Raw genomic sequence first — 21,045 nt, 5'->3', positions numbered from 1 at the left:
AGTGTTCACGACCTGGGGCGACATCGCCTTCCGCTTCCGCCGGATCATCCCCGCCGTCATCATCGTGCTGATCGGCGTGCTCTACCTGGGCATCGGCACCCAGCTGGGCGACCGGATGAGCCAGGAGGGCTGGGACGACCCCCACAGCGAATCCACCCGCGCCGCGCAGATCGAACAGGAGACGTTCGGTCGCGACGCGTCGGGCGACGTGATCGTCCTGGTCACCCGTGACGGTGACGGCGGCACCGGCGACTCCGCCGGCGCCGACCTGACCGACCCCGCCCTGCAGGAGAACGTCACCAGTCAGCTCAACGCCATCGCCGTCGGCCACCCGGACGCCGTCGCCGGGGTGACGAGCTACTTCGACACCGGTCACGAGCAGATGCTCGCCGACGACGGGTCCTCCGCCTTCGCCGCGATCAGCCTGCACGGCACCGAGGACGAGGTCCTCAACAACTTCCGCGACATCGAGGACGACCTGCACAACCTCAGCGTCGAGGGTGCCACCGTCGAGATCGGCGGCGCCACCGCCGTCGCCGGCGCCCTCGATTCGGGCATGGGCGACGACATCCAGCGCGCAGAGCTGATCGGACTGCCGGTCGTCGCCCTGCTGCTGCTGGTCATCTTCGGCAGCGTGGTCGCGGCCTGCATGCCGCTGATCGTCGGTGTCCTCTCGATCCTCGGCTCCATGGGCATCCTGTCCGTCCTCGCCGGGATCACCCAGGTCAACACCTTCTCCCAGTCGGTGGTCACACTGCTGGGACTGGGCCTGGCCATCGACTACGGCCTGTTCATGGTCTCGCGCTTCCGTGAGGAACTCGCCGAAGGCAACGACACCCGCACGGCCGTACGCAACACCACGGCCTCGGCGGGCAAGACGGTGGTGTTCTCCGCGCTGATGGTGGCGGTGGCACTGTCGAGTCTGCTGATGTTCCCGCAGGCGTTCCTGAAGTCGGTGGCCTACGGCGCGATCTCCGCGGTCGGGCTCGCCGCGTTGATCAGCGTGGCCGTCCTGCCGAGCCTGTTCTCGATGCTGGGCCACCGCATCGACAAGTGGACGGTCATCCGCCGCGGACGCACCCGTGAGGCGACGGTGCAGTCCTGGTGGGGCAAGGTCCCGGCCTTCGCGATGAAGCACGCGAAGCTGATGACCGTGGGCATCATCGCCCTGCTGATCCTGCTGACCATCCCGCTGAGCGGGGTGAAGTTCGGCGGCATCAACGAGACCTACCTGCCTCCGGACAACGACACCCGCGTCTCCCAGTCCCACTTCGACGAGAACTTCCCGGAGTTCCGCACCGACCCGGTGAAACTCGTCGTCGAGGGCGACAACTCCGCCGTGGGCGAGGTCTTCCAGAAGGCCAACGCGGTCGAGGGACTGACCGGTAACTTCCAGGTCACGCGCCCCACGCAGGACGGCGTGACCGTCCTGTCCGCCGGCATCGCCGACCGGGACGACAACGACCGGATCGTCAACGAACTGCGCGACATCGCCCACGGCCTCGACGCCGACGGTGAGGTCCTGGTCGCCGGCACCCCGGCGATGGAGGTCGAGTCGATCGAGGCGCTGTTCGACAAGCTGCCGTGGATGCTGGTCTACATCATCGCCGCGACCTTCATCCTGCTGTCGCTGGTGTTCGGGTCGGTGATCCTGCCGGCCAAGGCGGTGATCATGAACATCCTCGGCACCGGCGCGACGCTCGGTATCCTCACCGCCCTGTTCGTCGACGGTGTGGGTGCAGACCTGTTCAACTTCTCACCGGGCCCGCTGATGAGCCCGGTGCTGGTGCTGATCGTGGCGATCATCTACGGGTTGTCGACGGACTACGAGGTGTTCCTGGTGTCCAGGATGGTCGAGGCCCGTGCCCACGGGTCCTCGACACCACAGGCCATCAGATTCGGCACCGCCACGACCGGCGGCATCATCACCGCGGCGGCGTTGATCATGATCGTCGTCGCCGGGGCGTTCGCGTTCTCCGACATCGTGATGATGAAGTACATCGCCTTCGGCATGATCGCCGCACTGGTCATCGACGCCACGGTGATCCGCATGCTGCTCGTCCCCGCCGTGATGTACCTGTTGCGGGAGGACTGCTGGTGGGCCCCACGGTGGGTCACGAAGCTCTCGCAGAAGATCGGCCACAACGAACGCCTCGAAGGCTTCAGCCCCGACAACGGCGGTGGCGCGCCGTCGCCTGACGTGTCCGAGACGACGGACGCAGGGTCGCCCGCCGCCTCTGCGCAGTCGGCGGAGTCGGCGAAGCCCGCGGAGTCGGCGGCCCCTGCTGCCACTGTCGGCGGTGCCACAGTGGTGTCCCGCTTCCCGATCCCCGAGGCACACACCGCTGACCGGGACGTCGGCGGCACCGACACCGAGGCCGACGCTACGGCAGACGACGAAGCCGACGCCTACGGTGCGCACGCCACGTCCGACACCGCCATCCCCTTCAGCGAGCTGATGCGTCGCCTGCAGGAGGAACGACCCGGGAACCGGGAGCGCTGAGGGACCATGGCAGCAGAGCGTACGACGAGCCACCTCCGCCGCCGGTGGCGCATGATCCTGCACTGGTTGAAGGATCCCCGTGTCCGGGCGTTGCTCACGCTCATGCTGCTGGGTGCGGTCATCTTCCTGGCACGTGACCACTACCACTTCCTCGAGGAGGGGTGGGCGGCGATGCTGCAGGCCAACAACTGGTACATCCTCGCCGCGGTCGTGGCCATGGGGTTGTCGATGATGGCCCAGGCCGAAGTCATGGTCGCGCTGCTGCGTCCGGCCGGCGTCCCGGTGAAGCGGTCCAGCGCCAACGCACTGGGCCTGTCGGCGAACGCCTGGTCGTCCTCCTTCCCCGGCGGGCCGGCGATCTCCGCCGCCATGATCTTCCGGGAGCAGATGAAATGGGGTGCCACCGGTGTCATCGCCAGCTGGTACCTGGTGATCTCCGGCGCCCTGTCCGGGGCGAGCATGGCGATCCTCGGTTTCGGCGCCGTGTTCTTCCTCCAGGCCAATGTGCACGTGGTCTCGCTGACCTTCTCCCTCATCGCCCTGGTCGCGTTGACGGTGGGCGCCAACTGGGTCGCCCGTCACCCGGACAAGGTCCAGTCCGGACTGCTGTCGGCGATGACCTGGTTCAACCGGAAGAGGAAGAAGCCGCTCGACCGGTTCCACGAGCAGATCCGGAGTTTCTCGGACCAGCTGCGCGCCGTCGACCTGTCGCCGAAGCACCTCGGCTACGCGGTGGTGGTCTCCCTGCTCAACTGGGTGCTGGAGATCGTCTGCCTGTTCCTGTGCATCCTCGCCATCGGTGCCGAACCCAGCGTGGCCGGTGCCGTGCTGGCGTTCATCGCAGCGAAGCTCATCGGGCAGGCACCGATCACCCCCGGTGGTCTCGGCCCGGTCGACATCACCCTGACCACCATGCTGGTCGGCACCGCCGGGCTGGGCTCCGGCCAGGCCGTCGCTGCGGTGATCGTCTTCCGCATGGTCAGTTTCGCGCTGCTCACCCTCGTGGGCTGGCTGGTGTTCCTCTGGACCTTCGTCCGTCCGGAAGAGGACGTCGACGCCGGGGACGAGGACGGCAGCACGTCACGCCGGCGGTCCGGCCGGGGGCTCACCGTCCGTCAGATCACGGGTGGCACTGCCGCACGGGGGCACAGGGACGACGGGGACGACGGGGAGGCCAGCATCATCGACAGGCTGCCCCGCCACCCCGACCAGCAGAACGACGGGTGAGATGTCCGGCCACCGCCTAGGATGGGGACCATGAAGAATTCCCCCGATGCGACGTCCGGGCCCGCCGGGCCGCTGTCCGCGACCGCCGGTACCTCGACGACGATGGCGGTGGTCATCGACGCCGTCGCCGTCCTGGTCTTCGCCCTGCTGGGCAAGCTCTTCCACGACACTGCGGGGTTCAGCGTGCTCGGGTGGATCGGCACGGCGTGGCCGTTCCTGCTGGGGGCCGGAGTCGCCTGGGCGCTCCTGCTGACCGGGGTCGTCCGGCCGGCACCCGGCACCGGCGTGGGGGTACTGATCGTCACCTGGTTCGTGGGGATCGTCGTGCGCGCCATCGTGACCATGTCTGTGGCGTGGGGGTTCGTCCTGACGTCGCTGATCTTCCTGGGGATCCTGCTGATCGGGTGGCGTGCGGTGGCGTCATTCGTCACCCGCCGTCAGACCGCGTCCTGACGACCGCGACCTGACGAAATCCAGGAACCCCGCAACCGGAGCGACGGTGCCACTCCCTGTGTGCCCCGGATCCTGGGCCGGAGTCGACCAGACGATACCGAGCTCGCGCACCCGCGCAGTCGCCAGGGGTATCACCGACATACCGGCCATCTGCAGGTTCGGGTCATCCATCGGCAGAAGCGCAACCCCGAGCCCTGCCGTCACCAAGCCCGCGACCGTCGTCAACTCCATGGACTCGAACACCAGACGCGGGCGGAAGCCGCTGTCGGCGGCCAGCGTGTCCAGCAGCAGTCTCGTCCCGTAGCCCTCCAGCATCGCGACGAACGGTTCCTCGGCCGCCTCGGCGAGATCCACCGTGGACCGTCCCGACCACCGGTGGCCCGACGGCACGGCGAGTCCGAGTCGTTGCTCTGCCAACTGGGCCCACCCCACCTGACCGGACCCGACCTGCGTGGTCGGACGTGGCCCGACGATGGCGAGGTCGAGGCGCCCCGCCGTCACCTGGTCAACCAGCTCCAGTGCTGCCCCCTGCACCAGGTCGAACTCGACGCCGGGCCGTGTGCCACGGAACTCCCGCAGCAGGTCCGGCACCATCCACGTCCCCAGCGAGTGCATGAACCCCAGCCGGACCGTCCCCCGCTCCGGGTCCACCAGCCGACGGACCTCCTCCACCCCGGCACGCCAGGCGTCCCGCGCCGACCGGGCGGCGACGGCGAGGACCTCGCCCCTCCGGTTCAGGACGAGGTGCCGGCCGTGCCGGTCGAAGAGATCCACACCGACCGTGTGCTCCAGGGCGGCGAGGCGTCGCGACAGAGTCGACTGGCTGACGCCCGTCGCCAGCGCCGTGTCCACCATGTTGCCGGTGTCCACGAGATCGAGGAACCAGTCGACGTCCACCGGTGCAGCCATCGTCCACCTCCCTCTCTGATGCATGATTCGGGACAAGAAGGTCATTCTAATGCATTTTGATCGTTGATCGTCGATGACAACCATGGACAGCATGGCCACCACCGACACCACGGATGCTGCTGAACCCCCCGCCGGACTCTCCCCCGGCGATCCCGGCTACCGCCGGATCATGGTCGCCGCGGCGACGGCCGGCCTGGCGAGCTTCAACGCGATGTACCTCACACAGTCCGTCCTGCCCGCCATCCACGACGGGCTGGGCGTCTCCCCCACCACCGCCGCGCTCACCGTGTCCGCCACCACCGGCATGCTCGCCGTCGCCGTCATCCCGGTCAGCATCCTGTCCGAACGGGTGGGACGACGCCGCGTCCTCCAGGTCTCCGTCCTCGTCGCCACCGCCCTCAGCCTGCTCCTGGCCGCCGCACCCGGGATCGGCACCCTCGTCGGGCTGCGTGCCCTGCAGGGCGTCGCCGTCGCCGGCGTGCCGGCGGTGATGATGAGCTTCCTGTCCGAGGAGATCCGCCAGGACCACCTCGGACGGGTGATGGGCCTCTACATCGCCGGCACCACCCTCGGTGGGCTGCTCGGACGTCTCGTACCGTCCGGCGTCCTGGAGTTCACGGACTGGCGCGGTGCAGTCCTCGTCGGCGGTGCCGTAGCCCTCCTCCTGGGCCTGGTGTGTGCCTGGGCGCTGCCACCTCAGCGCCATTTTACCCCCAAGACGATCACCCTGCGCCACGAGTTGGCGGCCTTCCGCCGCCACTGGCGTGACCGTCGGCTCGTCGCCCTGTTCATCCTCCCGTTCCTGATGATGGGCGTCTTCGTCTCGCTGTACAACTACCTGGGGTTCCGCCTCACCGGCGACTTCGGCCTCCCCGAGGCAGTCGCCGGCACCGTGTTCGTCCTCTACCTCTCCGGCACCTGGTCCTCCGCCCGTGCCGGCACCCTGGTGACGAAGTACGGTGCGGCGCGCGTCCTGGTCACCGGGGTCGCGCTTGCCACCCTCGGCCTCCTGCTCGCACTCGTACCCAACCTCGCCGTCACCGTCTGCGGTGTCCTGGTGTTCACCGCCAGCTTCTTCGCCGTCCATTCGACGGCGTCGACGCTGGTGGGACAGATCGCCGACCGCGACCGTGCGGAAGCGTCCTCGACCTACGTGATGAGCTATTACCTGGGGTCCTCGGTGGTCGGCTGGCTGTCCGGGTACCTCTTCGAGGCAGGGTGGGCCACGTTGGTGCTGTCACTCGCCGCACTACAGATCGCAGCACTGGCGTTGTGCCTGCTCAGCACCCGTAGAACTAGACGATAGTGATAACACGCACTACAATTTACGGATTCCAACCAGAAACAAGTACGACAGCGATACGATGTGTCACAGTCTGCTTCACACTCACTACCCCGAGGGTTCTGCACCGTGCGTCCCTCGCCAAAACGGAGGAACGACCATGGGACACATCAAGGGAAAGCGGTTCGCCGGCGTCATGGCGGTCGGACTCCTGGCCACCGCCGGAGTCGGAGTCGCGATGGCACAGGGTGGTCTGTCCGCCAACCTGGCCCTGTCCAACACCATCTTCAACCAAGAGGTCAGTGGCCTTGACGCCAAGGGCGTGGCGATCTTCGGCGCCACCGACAGCCAGCACGACGGTGACACCGGCGTCGCCCGCCTGATCTTCGACGAAGCCAAGATCACCGACATGTGCATGACGGCACCGCTGAACCTTCCCGGCCTGGGCGAGAAGCGCTTCCAGATGCTCGTCCCCGGTGAGAACACCACCGCAGAGCACCTCGTGCTCGGTTCCCCGGGACTCGTCGGCGGCCTGAGCCTGACCAACGCCCAGATCGGCGTGGACGCCAGCCAGCTCGACGACGAGGCACCCGCCGGGTCCTGGGGTCTGCACGCAGAGGCCCTCAATGCATCCAACCAGGTCATCAAGGCGAGCTCCATCGCCGCAGACAAGTTGACCGCCGCAGGCTCCAAGGTGGGGATCGTCTCCGTCGACGAGGCTGAGTGCTGATGTCTGACGACTCCACCACGCCCTCGGGCGTGAACGGGGAGCAGGCACCACCCGGTGCGGCGTCGTCGACCGAGGACACCCAGACGACGGGTGCCGTGAACACGGCGTCGGCGAGCGCCGACGAACCCCGTTCCGAGAAACTTGAGAAGCAGAACCGGCGGTTCAGCCGGTGGCGCAAGCAACGGCCGTTCGGCGCGGGCCTGCTGATGATACTGGCCGGTATCGTCATCATGGCTCCGGCCTACCTGTCGTTCGAGCTGTCCAACATCCAGATCCAGATCTCCGCGATGGGCGGTGTCTCGACCCTCGTCATCGGCATCCTGCTGATCACCTGTGGCCTGATGTGCTGGTTCCGCGGTGAAGGACGGATCCTCGCCGGCGTCGCGGCACTCATTCTGTCGATCCTGGCTCTCTGGCAGTCGAACTTCGGCGGCTTCGGTATCGGCCTGATTCTCGGGCTCATCGGTGGTGCCCTCGCCCTGGCCTGGGACCCGCAGTCCCGCCAGGACGCGAAGGCGGAGAAGACCGCGAAGAAGAACGCCCGGAAGGAGCGGAAGGCCGGCAACGACAACCGAAAGGCGTCCCCCGGTGCGGGGACCGCCAAGTCCATCCTCGCCGTGCTCGCTGCCGTCGCGGTCGGTGTAGGCGTCCAGACGCCCGACGCGAGAGCGCAGATCCCGGGACTTCCCGACATCCAGCTCCCGGACCTCCAGATCCCCGGCCAGGGCAACGGTGACAACGGCGACGGTGGCGACGGTGGCAACGGTGGCGGTGGCGACGGTGGCAACGGTGGCGGTGCCGACGGTGACACCGGCAGGGGCAACACCAGCCCCCGCCTGCCGAACCTCCCCGAGCTCCCCAACCTGCCGGAGGCCCCCGACCTGAACCTCCCCCAGTTCCAGCTCCCTGACGGCAATGAGCTTCAGGACGGGCTGGACAACACGCTGGGGTCACTGGGAGTGGAGATCCCGGGGTTGAACGTGGCCCCGCCGGAACCGGTCGCCAACATGCAGACCCCCTTCGGCGGCACCTTCACCATCAAGACCGACACCGCGAAGATGACGCCGGGGATGAAGCTCTCCTACGTCACCATCGACACGATGCAGGGGCCGAAGAAGGCCCTCCGCATCGACGCCGACCAGGCGGTCATGGAGAACCTCCGGGTGCAGTTCCCCAATGCTCTGGGGCCGGACCTGCTGGACGACACCAAAGGTGCGACAAGCACGCTGACAGGCAACTTCCACATCTTCGTCCAGGAACTGACGATGACCCTGGAACTGCTCGGTGTCGACACCATGCTCCCGATCACCATCAACGCCGACTGGGCACCCGATGACATCGCCAAGGAACTGTCGAAGATCGGGCTGGGCCTGCCCGACCTGCTCTCCGCGGAAACCCGCGTCCTGGACGTGACCTTGGAGACCTACCACGTGATGTCCGACGACATGGACTTCCCGGTCAAGGACATCGGCCCCTGGCACGAGAACTGATCCCCGCCCAGGTGCAGGAAAGACCCCCGGACAGAAGGCCTGTCCGGGGGTCTTTCGTCTGCGCCGGCGTGTCCGCCCCCTCCCCCGGGTGCGTGGGAGCGTACCCGATCCCGCCACGCACCGACAGCGTCCCGGCACATCGGGTACGCCCGCACCGACGGTCCGGACACCGGGACTCACATCGGCATGATGGTGTGCTTCTTCTCCGGTTCCAGCACCTGCTTGTCCCGCAGCAGACGCAGGGACTGACGCAGGCGCAGACGCGTCTGCGACGGGTCGATGATCTCGTCGACGTAACCACGCTCGGCGGCGACGTACGGGCTGGTCATGTTCGCGTTGTAGAAGTCCATGAACATCTTCTTCGCCGCCGGACGCTGCTCCTCCGGCAGGGCGGCGAGCTGCCGCCCCTGGATCATCACGGCGGCACCCTCGGCACCCATCACCGCGATCTGTGCGGTCGGCCACGCCAGGTTCACGTCCGCACCGAGGTTCTTCGACCCCATCACGGCGTACCCGCCGCCGAAGGCCTTGCGCACCACGACGGTCACCTTCGGGACCGTCGCCTCGACCATCGCGAAACCCAGACGGGCGCCGCGGTGGATCAGTCCGAGCTTCTCCTGCTCGGCGCCGGGCAGGTAGCCGGGCGTGTCCACCACGAACACCAGGGGGATGTTGTAGGCGTCGCAGATGCGGATGAACCGGGACGCCTTGTCGGCGGCCTCGGCGTCGAGACACCCGGCCAACGACATCGGCTGGTTGGCGACGATACCGACGGAGCGTCCGTCGACACGGGCGAAGGCGGTGATCACGTTCTGGCCGTAGTCGGGCTGGACCTCCAGGACGTCCTCGTCATCGAAGATGCGGGTCAGCACGTCCATCATGTCGTAGCCGGAGTTCGGGTCGTCGGGGATGAGGTCGACGAGTTCGGCGTCCCGGTCGGTGGGGGCGTCCGACGGAGCGGGCATGTGGGGGGTCGCCTCGAACGCGCTGCTCGGCAGGTGCGCGAGGAGTTCGCGGACGTAGCTGAACGCGTCGTCCTCGTCGCTGCCCACGTAGCTGATGTTGCCGTTGGCGGCCTGGACGCGCGCGCCGCCGAGATCCTGCATGCTGATCTTCTCGCCGGTGACCGACTCGATGATCTGCGGGCCGGTGACGAACATCGTCGTCTGCTCCTCCACCGCCACCAGGAAGTCCGTGGTCGCCGGGGCGTACACCGCACCACCGGCACAGTTGCCCAGCAGGATCGAGATCTGCGGCGACTGCCCGGACAGGGGCAGCTGCCGCCGGGAGAGCTCGGAGTACATCGCCAGGGACATCACCGCGTCCTGGATGCGGGCGCCGCCGGAGTCGTTGATGCCGATGACCGGGCAGCCGATGCGGGTGGCCATGTCCATGACCTCGCAGACCTTCTTGCCGAAGGTCTCGCCGACGGAGCCGCCGTAGACGGTCTTGTCGTGGGCGTAGACGGCGACGGGGCGTCCGTCCACCCGGCCGTAGCCGGTCACGACGCCATCGCCGTACGGTGCCGACGGGTCACCGGGGGTACGGCCGAGGGCGCCGATCTCAGTGAAGGAGCCCTCGTCCAGCAGGGCGTTGATGCGCTGGCGCGGCGTCGTCCCGCCGGCCTCGTCGCGCTTCTGCCGTGCGCGCTCGCTGCCCGGATCCTGGGCCTCCTCCAGCCGGGAGTGCAGGTCGTCCAGCTTCTCGGCGGTGGACCTTCCTGTGCCCGGTGCGGTGCGCTCCGCGGCGGCGGCCGCGTCGCCGAACCAGGGGTGTTCCGGTGTTCCTGTCATGTCGTCCACGCTATCGCACTCAGTCCTGATCAGAGTTGTCGGAGATCGCGCGCAGGTGCTCGGTGATCCGGGCACCCACGATGCCGATCGACGGCTCGTCGGGCACGGCGAGGTGGTCGCCGGAGAGGTGCACGAGTTCGAGCTCGTCGACCACACCGTCCCAGCCGCCGTCGGCGGGGATGTCGGCGAAGGAGGGCTCCAACTCGATCGCGCCCTCGTGCATGCCCTCAGACTTGTACAGGGTGACCGGGGCGGTGACCTCGGACCACCGCTCGAAGTCGAGGGTGTTGAGGATACGGGTATCGACGAAGCTGGCCCGCTGGTGTTCCAGCACGCCGGCGGCGAGGCCGTGGGAGGAGGCGTCGGTGTTCTGCAGGAACATGCTCATCATCCCGATGAGCGCCTCCTCGCCCTGGCTGTCCAGCAGGTCGTGCGGCACCGGCATGTCGATCCCGTAGGTCTTCTTCGCGAAGGCGGAGTACCGGTCCCAGCGGGCGTGCATCTCCTCGGTCGTGTCCGGCGCCGGGTTCGCCGGCCGGACCAGGTCCAGCAGTTCGAGGTGCCCGACGCTCACCTCGCCGGTCTTCTCCAGGCGGTGGGCGACCTCGAAGGCCAGCGCACCGCCGAAGCTCCAGCCACCGAGCACGACGGGCCGACCGTCGGCCAGCGCGGTGATGTCGGCGACGTACGCGTCGGCACGCTCGTCGAGCGAGCCCTCCAGCCGCTCGACGCCGTAGACGGGCACGTCCGACGGCAGCCTGCGGGTCAGGGGTTCATAGACCACGCTGGAGCCGCCGGCGGGGTGGAAGACGAAGACGGCGGGGCTCTCCGAGCCTTCCTCGCGGGCCCGCAGGACGCGGATGTTGCCGTCGACGGAGGTCTCGAAGACGTCGCGGACGAGGTTCGCCAGCGGTTCCAGGGTCTGCGCTGCAGTGACCTGGTCGGCGGTGATGTCAGCGCCGGAGCGCTCGCTCAACCGGGCGGCGATCGCCGCGGCCGTCGCCCCGTCGACCGGCGCGAGGGTGCTGGTCACCCCGGCCGGGGCGACACCGGTGAGGGTGGCCCAGGTGCCGAAGACCATGCGCTCGGAGGCGTCACGGGGCGCCACACCGACACCGCCGTCAGCGGTCCCGGCGACACGGGCGGCCGCGGCGGGTGTCTCAGATGCCCCCGGCACGTGCGCCGGGTCCGCGGTGTTCTCCTGCACCATCTGCTCGACGAGGGCGATAACCTCGTCGACGGACCCGTCCCGCAGTGCCTGCACGTTCAGCGGGGGCAGGGCGAAGTCGTACTCGACGCGGTTCTTGATGCGCATGCCCATCAGGGAGTCCAGCCCGAGGTCGATCAGGGGCAGCTCACCCGGCAGGTCGTCGATGTCGTAGCCCATCGACTCCGAGACGATGCTGCGCAGCCGGTCGGCCACGCTCTCACCGGAGTCCGGGGTCCACCGCTCGGCGTCAGTGTCCACCGACGGCAGGGCGTTGCGCCCCGACGGTGTCGTCGGAGCAGGGTCGGCCTGGTCGCCCTGTGCGTCCTGCACCGCGCGGGAGGCTGCCGCGGCGACACCCGTCGTCGGGGACGCGGCGAACGCCTCGCCGGCCAGGTGCGACCCGGCCTCCGTCCCGTGTGTTCCGTCAGCGCTGCTCATGGCGTAGACCTGCACACTCAGGCCGCCGAGTGTGCGGCTGACCAGGGTGGTCACCTCGCCCTCGGTCGGCAGGGTGCCGTAGGTCTCCACCGCGGCGACCACCGCGTCCGGGGACACGGCGCGTGCCGCAGCCTCGGCGACGGCATCGACGCTGGGGACTTCGGCCGCGACGGCGGCGAACGCGGTGCGGCCGTCCGGCAGGCCGACACGGCGTCCCGGCACACCCCGCACCGACCCGCCGCCGGGGCGGGCCGCGGTCCAGTAACGCTGCTGATTCCAGTGGACGCCCGGGATGCCGGCGACGGCGCGTCCCGTCCGTGCGGGGCGCCCGTCGACGGCGTTGAGACGGCGGAAGTCGACGTCCGCCCCGCGGACGTAGAGTTCGCCCACGGTGGCCAGCAGCGTGTCGACGCTCGGCTCCTTGCGCTTGAGCAGGTACATCAGGCTCGACTCACCGGCGTTGTGGGCGAAGGCGGTGTTCATCATCGGCATCAGCGCGACCGGGTTCGGGGAGAACTCCACGAACGTGCGGAACCCTTCGTCGAAGAGTGTGCCGGTGGCGTCCGACAGCCACACCGAGTACCGGGTGCAGCGCAGGAAGTAGTCGGCGTCGTGCAGGACGGCGCCGGGGTTGTAGACCACACCACGGTCCACGCTGCTGTAGACCGGTGTGTGGATCGGCAGCGGCGTGATGCCGCTGATCTCGGCGTGGAGTTCACCGAGGATCGGGTCGAGCATGCTGGTGTGCCCGGCGCCCTTCACCTTGAGCATGCGGGCGAACTTCCCCTCGCCCTCGAGGTGCTCGACCAACTCGGCGACGGGACGGGCGGGGCCGCCGACGGTGGTCATGCCCGGGGCGGCGTAGACCGCGGGTTCGACGGCGGCGAACTGCGGGTGCTCCTTCTGGAACTCCACGAGATCGTCGACCCCGAGCTCGACGACGGCCATGGCGCCCTGCTTGTCCTCGGGCAGGAGCTTCTCCCCCTCCCCCATCAGGCGGGCCCGGTGGCAGGCGACGGTGACGGCGTCCTCCATCGACAGTCCGCCGGCGGCGTAGGCCCCGGCGATCTCGCCCATGGACTGACCGACGACCGCCGCGGGGCGCAGGCCCAGACCGGTCATCAGGTCCGTCAGCGCGATCTGGATGGCGGTGATCCCGACCTGGGCGGTCTCGGTGCCGAAGGTCTGGGCGTCGTCGAGGATCATCTCGACCACGGAGTAGCCGGACTCGCGCTGCACGACCTCGTCGATCTCGTCGAGCCGGGCGGCGAACTGCGGCGAGAGGCCGTGGAGCTCCTTGCCCATCTTGCGGTGCTGCGAGCCGAAGCCGGAGTACACCCAGACCGCGCCGTCGCGTTCCGGGCTGTCGGCGACGGAGATACCCGCGCCCTTCCTGCCCTCGGCCAGGCGGCCCAGGCCGGCGACGGCCTCGTCGGTGTCGTGGGCGACGACGATCCCGCGGGAACGTCCGTGGTTACGGTCGCCCTGAACGACGGCCGCTCCGGCGAGCACGGCGTTGCCGGACGCACTGCCCCTGTCCTGCAGCCAGGCCGCCAGATCGGCGGCCGCGGTGCGACGGCGCGAGGGCAGCAGTCCGGACACCGGGATCAGCCGGGGCAACGGCCGGCCCTCGCCCGACCCGTCGGTGCTCTCCTGCAGCCCGGCCCAGTCGATGGCGTCCGGGAGTGCCGGCGCCGGGCTCTCCGCCGGGGCCGCACCTTCGGGGGCGACGAGGACGACGTGGGCGTTGGTGCCGCCGAAACCGAAGCCGGAGACACCGGCGACCGGGGCGCCGGAGTACTCCGGCCACTCGCGCGGGTCCTCGACGACCTCGAGGTGCTCGCGGTCGAAGTCGATGTAGGGGTTCGGACCGGTGAAGTTCACCGTCGGCGGCAGGACACCGTGGCGCATCGCCGACACCACCTTGATCACGCCGGCGACGCCGGCGGCGGCCTCGGTGTGCCCGAAGTTGGTCTTGGCCGAGCCGAGCAGCAACGGCGACGCCACGTCCCGTCCGGCGCCGAGCACCTGGCCGAGGGCACCGGCCTCGATCGGGTCGCCGAGGATGGTGCCGGTGCCGTGGGCCTCGACGTAGTCCACCTGTGACGGGTCGACATCGGCGTCGGCGTAGGCCGCGTCGAGCACGGCGGCCTGGGCCTCGGGGTTCGGGGCGGTGAGTCCGTTGGACCGGCCGTCCTGGTTCACCGCCGACCCGGCGATCACGGCGAGGACGTCGTCACCGTCGCGGCGGGCGTCCGACAGCCGCTTGAGGACGACGACGCCCGCGCCGTCGGACCGGACGATGCCGTCCGCGTCGTCGGAGAATGCCCGGATCCCGCCGGTGGGGCTGAGAACGCCGAGTTCGGAGAAGGCGATCGTGGCGAACGGACTGGCCAGCAGGTTCACGCCGCCGGTGACCGCCACCGAGGCGTCGCCGTCGCGCAGGGCACGCACCGCCTGGTGGATCGCCACCAGCGACGACGAGCAGGCGGTGTCCAGGGCGACCGAGGGGCCGCGGAAGTCGAAGGCGTAGGAGATGCGGTTGGCGACGATCGCGCTGGAGTTGCCGGTGAGCGCGTACGGGTGCGCCTCGGAGGGGTCCGCGCTGATGAGCATGCCGTAGTCGTTGTTCGTGGTGCCCATGAAGACACCGACGTCACTGCCGCGCAGGGTGTTCGCCGGGATTCCGGCGTCCTCCAACGCCTCCCAGGTCAGCGACAGCAGGATGCGCTGCTGCGGGTCCATGTTCGCCGCCTCCACCGGCGACAGGCCGAAGAACTCGGCGTCGAACGAGGCGATGTCGTCGAGGTAGCCGCCGGTGAGGATCGCCTCCGACATGCGGCGGGACATCTCCGGGTCGTCGCCGTACTCGCTCCAGCGTCCCTCCGGCAGTTCGCCGACGCCGCTGCGTCCCTGCTCGAACATGCGCCACATGGCGTCGACGTCGTCCGCACCCGGGTAGCGTCCGGCCATGCCGACCACGGCGATCTGACGGTCCTCGGGGGTGAGTCCGCCGTCCTGCCGGGGGGTCCGTGACGCGCCGGCGACGCCCCGCGCCGCACGGGTCCCGCCGGCGAGGACGAAGGCGGCCAGTGCGGCGACGGTGTTGTACTCGTAGGCCACGGTGGCGTCGAGGGAGACGCCGGTGAGCCGCTCCAGCTCGCCGGAGAGCACCACGACATCACGGCTGGACAGACCGAACTCCTCCATCGGCCGGTCGTCGGTGATGTCCGCGGCATCCAGTCCGGTCGTGGACTGCACCCAGTCACGCAGCCAGGCGCGCATACCGGCGGCCGTGGTCGGTGCCGGCTCGGCGGCACGGGAGTTCGCGTTTCCAGGCGTTCCAGACGTTCCAGACGTTGCAGACGTTTCAGACATTTCGGAGCAGATCATCCTTCGTGAAGACGGACAGAGGAGGGGTGGCCGGAACGGGTGCGACGACCACCATCAACATGACATCGACGGTGGCCGCCGCCACGCTACACAGGGCAGGGTGCCACTGTAGTCGACTACCGGTCGAACCGGCCGTCGAGATAGGCCTTGGCGCAGACCCGCCGGGCGATCTTGTTGGCCGACGACCTCGGGATCGTCCCCTGGTCGACGATGCGGATGTCGGCCGGCTGGACGCCGTGGGTGCTCGTCACCGCGGCGCGGATCGCCGCCACGGCGCCGTCGTCCCCGGTGGCCGGGACGTCGGGGTCACGCTCGGCGACGATGACCAGCTGCTCGGAGCCGGACTCGTCGTCGGCCCCGCTGACGGCGAACGCGGCGAGCACCCCGGGCAGGACGTGGCCTGCGGTGGCGGCCACCGCGGTGGCCTCGATGTCCTGCGGGTAGTGGTTACGGCCGGCGACCACCACGAGGTCCTTGATCCGGCCGGTGATGTAGAGCTGACCGTCGACCACGACGGCGAGGTCACCGGTGCGCAGCCAGCCGTCCTCCGGTGCGTCCGCGGCCGCCGACCCGTCCGCCAGCCTCTTGTCGGCCGGCAGGGAGTTGCGGAAGGTCTCGGAGGTGTCGTCCTCGCGGTCGAGGTAGCCGGCGGCGATGTTGCCGCCGTTGAGCCAGACCTCGCCGACCGACCCCTCGGCGAGTTCCTCACCGGAGGCGGGGTCGACGATGGGCATGAACAGTGACGGGCCCGGCTCTCCGACGCTCATGATCGGTACGGCGGTGTCCGCGTCCTCGGCCACCTCGACGGCCTCGCCCTCGGCGAGCTTCTCGCGGTCGAAGATCCTCAGCTTCGGGCGGTCCTCGGTCTGCGGGGTGGTCACGAACACCGTCGCCTCCGCCAGGCCGTAGGACGGACGCATCGTGGAGCGGCGGAAACCGAAGGCCTCGAAGACGTCGCAGAACCGGTCGACCGACTGCAGGCTGACGGCCTCGGCGCCGTTGATGATGCCCTCGACGTGGCTGAGGTCGAGGTCGGCGAGATCGGAGCGCTTCGTCGGGTCGGCGTAACGGGTCGCCAGCTCCAGGGCGAAGTTCGGGACGGCCGTGTAGACGTTGAGTCCGTCGCCGCGGTCACCGAGCTGCCCGATCCAGCGGCCCGGGTCCTGGATGAAGTCACGCGGTGCCATGAGGTCCTGCGGGATCCCCAGGATGAGCACGAAGGCGGACAGGATGATGCCCATGTCATGGTGCAGGGGGAGCCAGTTGACCAGACGCATCGGCATCTGCAGCTGACCGGCCTGGAACACCTGCAGCACGTTGGTCACGATGCTGCGGTGGGTCAGCACCACGCCGGCGGGGGTGCGGGTCGACCCGGAGGTGTACTGCAGGAACGCCGCGTCCCCGGAGTTCGGGGCGAGCTCGGGGTGCTCCATCATCGCCATCATCGGGTTCTGCCATTCCTCGGCCAGCGAGTCCGGCAGAGCGTCGACCGTGAGCACCCGCGGGCGCTCGGCGGACGGGAGGGCGGCGAAGTGGCTGCGGACGTGACCGGCGGAGGTCTTGTTCGTCAGCACCACCGTCGGTGTCGACGAGTCCAGCACCGCCGACAGGTGGTCGGCGTGGCCCGGCTCGGTGGGGTCGTAGAGCGGCACCGGAACGGTCCCGGCGTAGAGCGCACCCATGAAACCGAAGAGGTACTCGGGGCTGTTGTTGGCCAGGATCGCCACCCGGTCGCCGCGCTCGGCGACCTGCTGCAGGCGGACGCAGACGGCCTTGATGCGGGTGTTGACCTCGGCACGGGTCCAGGTGACGGTCTCGCCTTCGGCGCTGCCGCTGAAGTCGTGGAAGGTGATCAGCGGGGTGTCCACCGCCGCCTCCATCTGTGCCATCGTGTACAGCATCTCGCACATGGCGGAGAGCGAGAGCTGGTCCGGGATGGCGATCTCGCCCTTCTCGTCGTAGAACTGTGCCATCGCGGCGCTGATGTCCATCAGGTATCCCTCATTACTGTGCGTAGCGTTCGTCGTATTGCTTTCCGGAAAGAACTCTAACGAACTCTATCGTCTCGACCGTCCCGCCGCGTGTATTGCGGGCATTACCGGCCCTCGGCGATGATGTCGCGCACCCAGTTGGTGATCCACTCCGGGACGGTGCCGCCGTCGACGACGGTCCCGTTGCTGGAGTACTGGGCGTGCACCTTGTTGGCGTCGATGAGGTCGTTCGCCCGCTGCACGGCGTTCCCGATGTCGCGCGGCGCACTGCACACCAGGTCGGCCGGGGCACAGAACTGCAGGGTCTCGTCCTGGAGGGCCCCGAAATCCTGGGGCCGGGGGCCACGCATCGACGCGCCCGGGACAATGGGGCCGACGAGGGCGCCGACCGAACTCAGTGCGATCTCGGCGCCGATGCCGGTGGCGTCGGGGCTTCCGACCAGCTCGCCCTTGCCGTCCTCGCGTCGCCCGTCGGCGATCAGTGCGACACCGGCGACGGCGTCCGCGGGGACGGTGGACTGGCCGTTGCCGATGGCGGTGGCGAGGTCACCGGCGAGGACGGCGCCCTGGCTGAAGCCGACGATGATCATGCGGGTCGCCGGGCAGCTGTCGTGCACCGCGGTCATCTCCGCCTCAAGCTTGCCGTAGCCCTGGTTGCGGGAGTCGTCGTAGGACATCTCACGCAACGCCTGGATGTTGCGGAACTGGGCGGCGTAGGGCAGCGTCCAGCTCTTGAGCTGGCCACCGTCGACGCCGTCGCCGAATTCCTCCTGCAGCGGCTGTGTGACGTTGAGCAGCAGGGAGTGCGGACGCGACGTCGGGTGGATCGGGTCGTCGTCCTCCGTGGACTCCCACGTGCCGGGCGCGGCGAAGAGCTGGTAGTCGGGGCAGGTCGCCGGCTGCTCGGGGTCGGTGGTGCGGGTCGGTCCGGGCCCCGGCCCGGCGGAGTCGTCGGGGTTCCGGTTGATCCAGGAACCGACACCGATGACCAGGACGACGACGAGGATGAGGGCCGCCGCGATGGTGAGGAACTTTCTCATGGCGTGTCAGAGTACCCGGTGTTCCTGGCAGAGATCTGGCAGCAGCCGGTCAGGCGCGCCGTACCGTGCCGTCAGTGTCCTGCACCAGGGTGCCGCCCTCGAACTCGACCGAGGCGGACCCGTCGGCGCGACGGGTGTGGTCACCGACGATGAAACCGAGCTCGCCACCTTCGTAGCCCTGTTCACGGTAGGCGTCGAAGATCGCGCCGTGCCGGAGGACGAACGTGCCCTTGCCCGAGGTGTAGATGACCCCGCGGTCGAAATCGCGGAACTGTCCACGGGTGCCGTCGGGCGAGGCCGCGGTGTCCCCCGGTGTCCGGTTCATGTCCGGCAGTCCGAGGACGCCGTCCGGACCGTCGAGGTCGTCGTAGCGGTCGGCGATGGAACGGTTCGGGACGGTGTAGACCGTCCCGCCGGCGTCGGTGAAGATCGTGCCACCGACGAAGTCCGCACGACGGCTCCCGTCGCTTCGGACGGTCTCGTCGCCGGTGAGGAACCCGTAGCGTCCACCCTCGAACCCCTCGTCACGGTACCGGTCGAAGATCGGGCCGTGGTGGATCAGGGCGGTTCCGTGGTCCTGTGACCAGTAGATGACTCCGTGCTCGAAGTCGGTGTAGTGGCCGGGGACGAGGGTGTTGCCGTGGCTGCCGGTCGGGAAGCCCACGCGGTCACGGTCAGCGGCGCTCAGCCCGAGGTACCGGTCCGCGATGGCACCGTGCAGCAGGTGCACGTCGCCGTCCGGGGTCCGCACCGCGACGCCGTGCTCGAAGCGCTGCAGTTGACCGGTGCGCCCGCCCACGGAGAACTCCTCCTCCGGGGCCACCGGGTAGCCCCACGGGCCGTACTCCCAGTTCGTGGGACCCCACGCGTCGATGACGTCCTGCTTCACCGTCACCGGGCCGGCACCGTTCTGCACCTGCGACCAGTAGATGAAGCCGTGGTCGAACTGCGCCCAGGCACCGCCGTCGCGGGCCCAGGAGTCCGGCTCCACCGGGTACCCCAGCCACGAGTCCGGGCCACCGAGTTCACGGTACGTCGCACCCGTTCGGCCCCAGGTCGCCACGGCACCGTCCTTCTCGTCCGCACCGTCCTTGAGGTAGACCACGCCGCCGCGGAAGTCCTGCGCGGTGCCCGTGACTGCGCCCCTGCGGTCGTCACGGATCTCGTAGACCTCGCTGATGCAGTCGCCGAGGTCGTAGTTGTTCTGGTTCGTGCGGTAGCGTTCCACCGCCTCGGCGAACGCCCCCTCCGCCTCGCACTGCACCCCGCGGTCAGATTCCCCGAGCCCGAGCGCGTCGGCCATGAACGGCCACGCCTGCTTCATCTCGTACTCCCAGTACGGCCAGATGTGGGTGCCGTTGGGGCGGAATTTCGTGACCGTCTTCACCCCCGCGGCACGGGCGAAGTTCACGAAGGTCTGGCTGGTCACGCGGGACGCCGCCTCCATGGCACCGGCGTTGACGTCGTCCGGGCTGCCCGGCATGTTGTCGTCGGCGTCCCAGGCCCCGGCGAACCCGGTGCCGGCGGCGACGTAGACCGTGGTCCCGGCGCGCCGGAAGTTGCCGACGAGCAGCTTCGGGTCGTGGGTGAACCACTCGCGGGAGTAGTAGTTGCCCCACATCTTGCGCGCGTCGAACCCGGCCTGACCGGTGATCATGCCGAACGCCCGGGGCATCAGCGGCGACGAGGTGTCCAGGTACCCGGAGAACGACGCCGCGAAGTCGAACATCTCGGCGTTGCGCCCGGCGAGGACCATCGCCCCGGTCGCCCCCATCGACAGCCCGCTGACGGCCCGTCGATCGTTGGTGCGCCACCCCTGCTCCAGGATCGGCGGCAGCTCCTTGGTGAGGAACGTCTCCCACCGGAAGTTCCTGCCGCCGTCGGGCGACTGCCAGTCGGTGAAGAAGGAGCCACCCCCACCGACCGGCAGCACGAGGTTGACGTTCTTGTCCGCGTAGAAGCGGACGGCGTCGGTGGCGTAGGACCACGCGCTCTCGTCCTCGCTGCTGTAGAGCGGGCCGAGCTGCCACACCGACGGGAAGGTCTTCTCCGGGGAGCTGTACCAGTCACGGGCCAGGTGGACCTGCACCTTGACCGGACGCTCCGGCATGGCGGCGGAGTTGATGTGGAGCATGACCCACCGGTCGGTGATCCACTCCACCTTCTCCACGGACACCCCGTCCGGCAGGTCCGGCAGGTCCTGGTCGGTGACGGACAGCGGTTCGCGCTGCGGGGCGGGCCCCGGGTCCATGAACGCCAGCGGGGAGTTCTCCGGCGCGGTCCCCGCCGGAGCGTCCACGGCACCGATGGCTTCGTCGGACGCTGCCGCGCCGTGGGCGGGGCTGTCGTCGATGTCGAGGGCGGTCGCCGGTACCGTCGGCGAGAAGACGAGGGCACAGGCCAGCAGCGCGCCGGTAATCCGGGCTCGCCGTGAGAGGCGCAGGGACACGGGGGATTCTCCTTGAGTGAAACGTCGGTGCAACCCCTGCCCAATCGCCGGAGTGCCCGTTATTTATACCTTAAGATATAAACTTTTACTCAAAGGTGTCGCAGGTCACCCGTCACCCATGCCCCGGCGTGACCACC

At 69.1% G+C, this 21,045-nt stretch carries 12 protein-coding genes; 6 read left to right on the top strand and 6 right to left on the bottom strand.

What is annotated here, in order from left to right; translation table 11 throughout:
- Position 1 precedes the first annotated feature (1 nt).
- The 3 genes from PQI66_RS09425 to PQI66_RS09415 are packed head-to-tail and all read left to right on the top strand — an operon-like array spanning position 2 to position 4,183.
- Positions 2–2,503: an MMPL family transporter gene (locus PQI66_RS09425; protein WP_339997806.1), complete on the top strand. Its 2,502-nt coding sequence runs from the start codon at positions 2–4 to the stop codon at positions 2,501–2,503.
- 6 nt (positions 2,504–2,509) lie between these two features.
- On the top strand, positions 2,510–3,730 hold the full coding sequence (locus tag PQI66_RS09420; protein ID WP_339997805.1) for a lysylphosphatidylglycerol synthase transmembrane domain-containing protein: 1,221 nt from the start codon (positions 2,510–2,512) through the stop codon (positions 3,728–3,730).
- A gap of 30 nt (positions 3,731–3,760) precedes the next feature.
- Positions 3,761–4,183, top strand: a complete 423-nt coding sequence (locus tag PQI66_RS09415) for a DUF3054 domain-containing protein (RefSeq protein ID WP_339997804.1) — start codon at positions 3,761–3,763, stop codon at positions 4,181–4,183.
- On the opposite strand, the gene PQI66_RS09410 is transcribed toward PQI66_RS09415, so the two are convergent.
- Positions 4,151–5,092 carry a LysR family transcriptional regulator gene (locus PQI66_RS09410; RefSeq protein ID WP_339997803.1) on the bottom strand — a complete coding sequence of 314 codons (942 nt, stop codon included), beginning with the start codon at positions 5,090–5,092 and terminating at the stop codon, positions 4,151–4,153. The two genes, PQI66_RS09415 and PQI66_RS09410, sit on opposite strands and share 33 nt — an antisense overlap.
- A 91-nt stretch (positions 5,093–5,183) precedes the next feature.
- Here PQI66_RS09410 and PQI66_RS09405 point away from each other — a divergent pair, with 91 nt between their 5' ends.
- The 3 genes from PQI66_RS09405 to PQI66_RS09395 all read left to right on the top strand — a co-directional run bounded on the left by PQI66_RS09405 (position 5,184) and on the right by PQI66_RS09395 (position 8,594).
- Positions 5,184–6,398, top strand: a complete 1,215-nt coding sequence (locus PQI66_RS09405; protein WP_339997801.1) for an MFS transporter — start codon at positions 5,184–5,186, stop codon at positions 6,396–6,398.
- A gap of 136 nt (positions 6,399–6,534) precedes the next feature.
- Positions 6,535–7,104: a DUF6230 family protein gene (locus PQI66_RS09400; protein ID WP_339997799.1), complete on the top strand. Its 570-nt coding sequence runs from the start codon at positions 6,535–6,537 to the stop codon at positions 7,102–7,104.
- Positions 7,104–8,594, top strand: a complete 1,491-nt coding sequence (locus tag PQI66_RS09395; RefSeq protein WP_339997798.1) for a DUF6114 domain-containing protein — start codon at positions 7,104–7,106, stop codon at positions 8,592–8,594. The genes PQI66_RS09400 and PQI66_RS09395 overlap by 1 nt, the downstream gene beginning before the upstream one ends.
- Before the next feature lie 176 nt (positions 8,595–8,770).
- On the opposite strand, the gene PQI66_RS09390 is transcribed toward PQI66_RS09395, so the two are convergent.
- The 5 genes from PQI66_RS09390 to PQI66_RS09370 form a co-directional block, all read right to left on the bottom strand.
- The gene (locus tag PQI66_RS09390) at positions 8,771–10,387 is read right to left on the bottom strand and encodes an acyl-CoA carboxylase subunit beta (protein WP_339997797.1); all 1,617 of its coding nucleotides are present in this window, start codon (positions 10,385–10,387) and stop codon (positions 8,771–8,773) included.
- A 19-nt stretch (positions 10,388–10,406) separates the two neighbouring features.
- On the bottom strand, positions 10,407–15,320 hold the full coding sequence (pks13, locus tag PQI66_RS09385; RefSeq protein ID WP_339998294.1) for a polyketide synthase Pks13: 4,914 nt from the start codon (positions 15,318–15,320) through the stop codon (positions 10,407–10,409).
- A gap of 224 nt (positions 15,321–15,544) precedes the next feature.
- Positions 15,545–17,419 (bottom strand): FadD32-like long-chain-fatty-acid--AMP ligase, encoded by a 1,875-nt coding sequence (locus tag PQI66_RS09380; protein WP_339997796.1) that lies wholly within the window; start codon positions 17,417–17,419, stop codon positions 15,545–15,547.
- A 104-nt stretch (positions 17,420–17,523) separates the two neighbouring features.
- Positions 17,524–18,459, bottom strand: a complete 936-nt coding sequence (locus tag PQI66_RS09375) for a cutinase family protein (protein ID WP_339997795.1) — start codon at positions 18,457–18,459, stop codon at positions 17,524–17,526.
- A gap of 49 nt (positions 18,460–18,508) precedes the next feature.
- Positions 18,509–20,908: an alpha/beta hydrolase-fold protein gene (locus PQI66_RS09370; RefSeq protein WP_339997793.1), complete on the bottom strand. Its 2,400-nt coding sequence runs from the start codon at positions 20,906–20,908 to the stop codon at positions 18,509–18,511.
- Positions 20,909–21,045: the final 137 nt, after the last annotated feature.

Source organism: Corynebacterium sp. USCH3, from assembly GCF_037619475.1.
Classification (GTDB): Bacteria; Actinomycetota; Actinomycetes; order Mycobacteriales; family Mycobacteriaceae; genus Corynebacterium.
The sequence above is the reverse complement of the archived record's forward strand: the minus strand, read 5'-3'. Positions and strand labels throughout refer to the sequence as shown.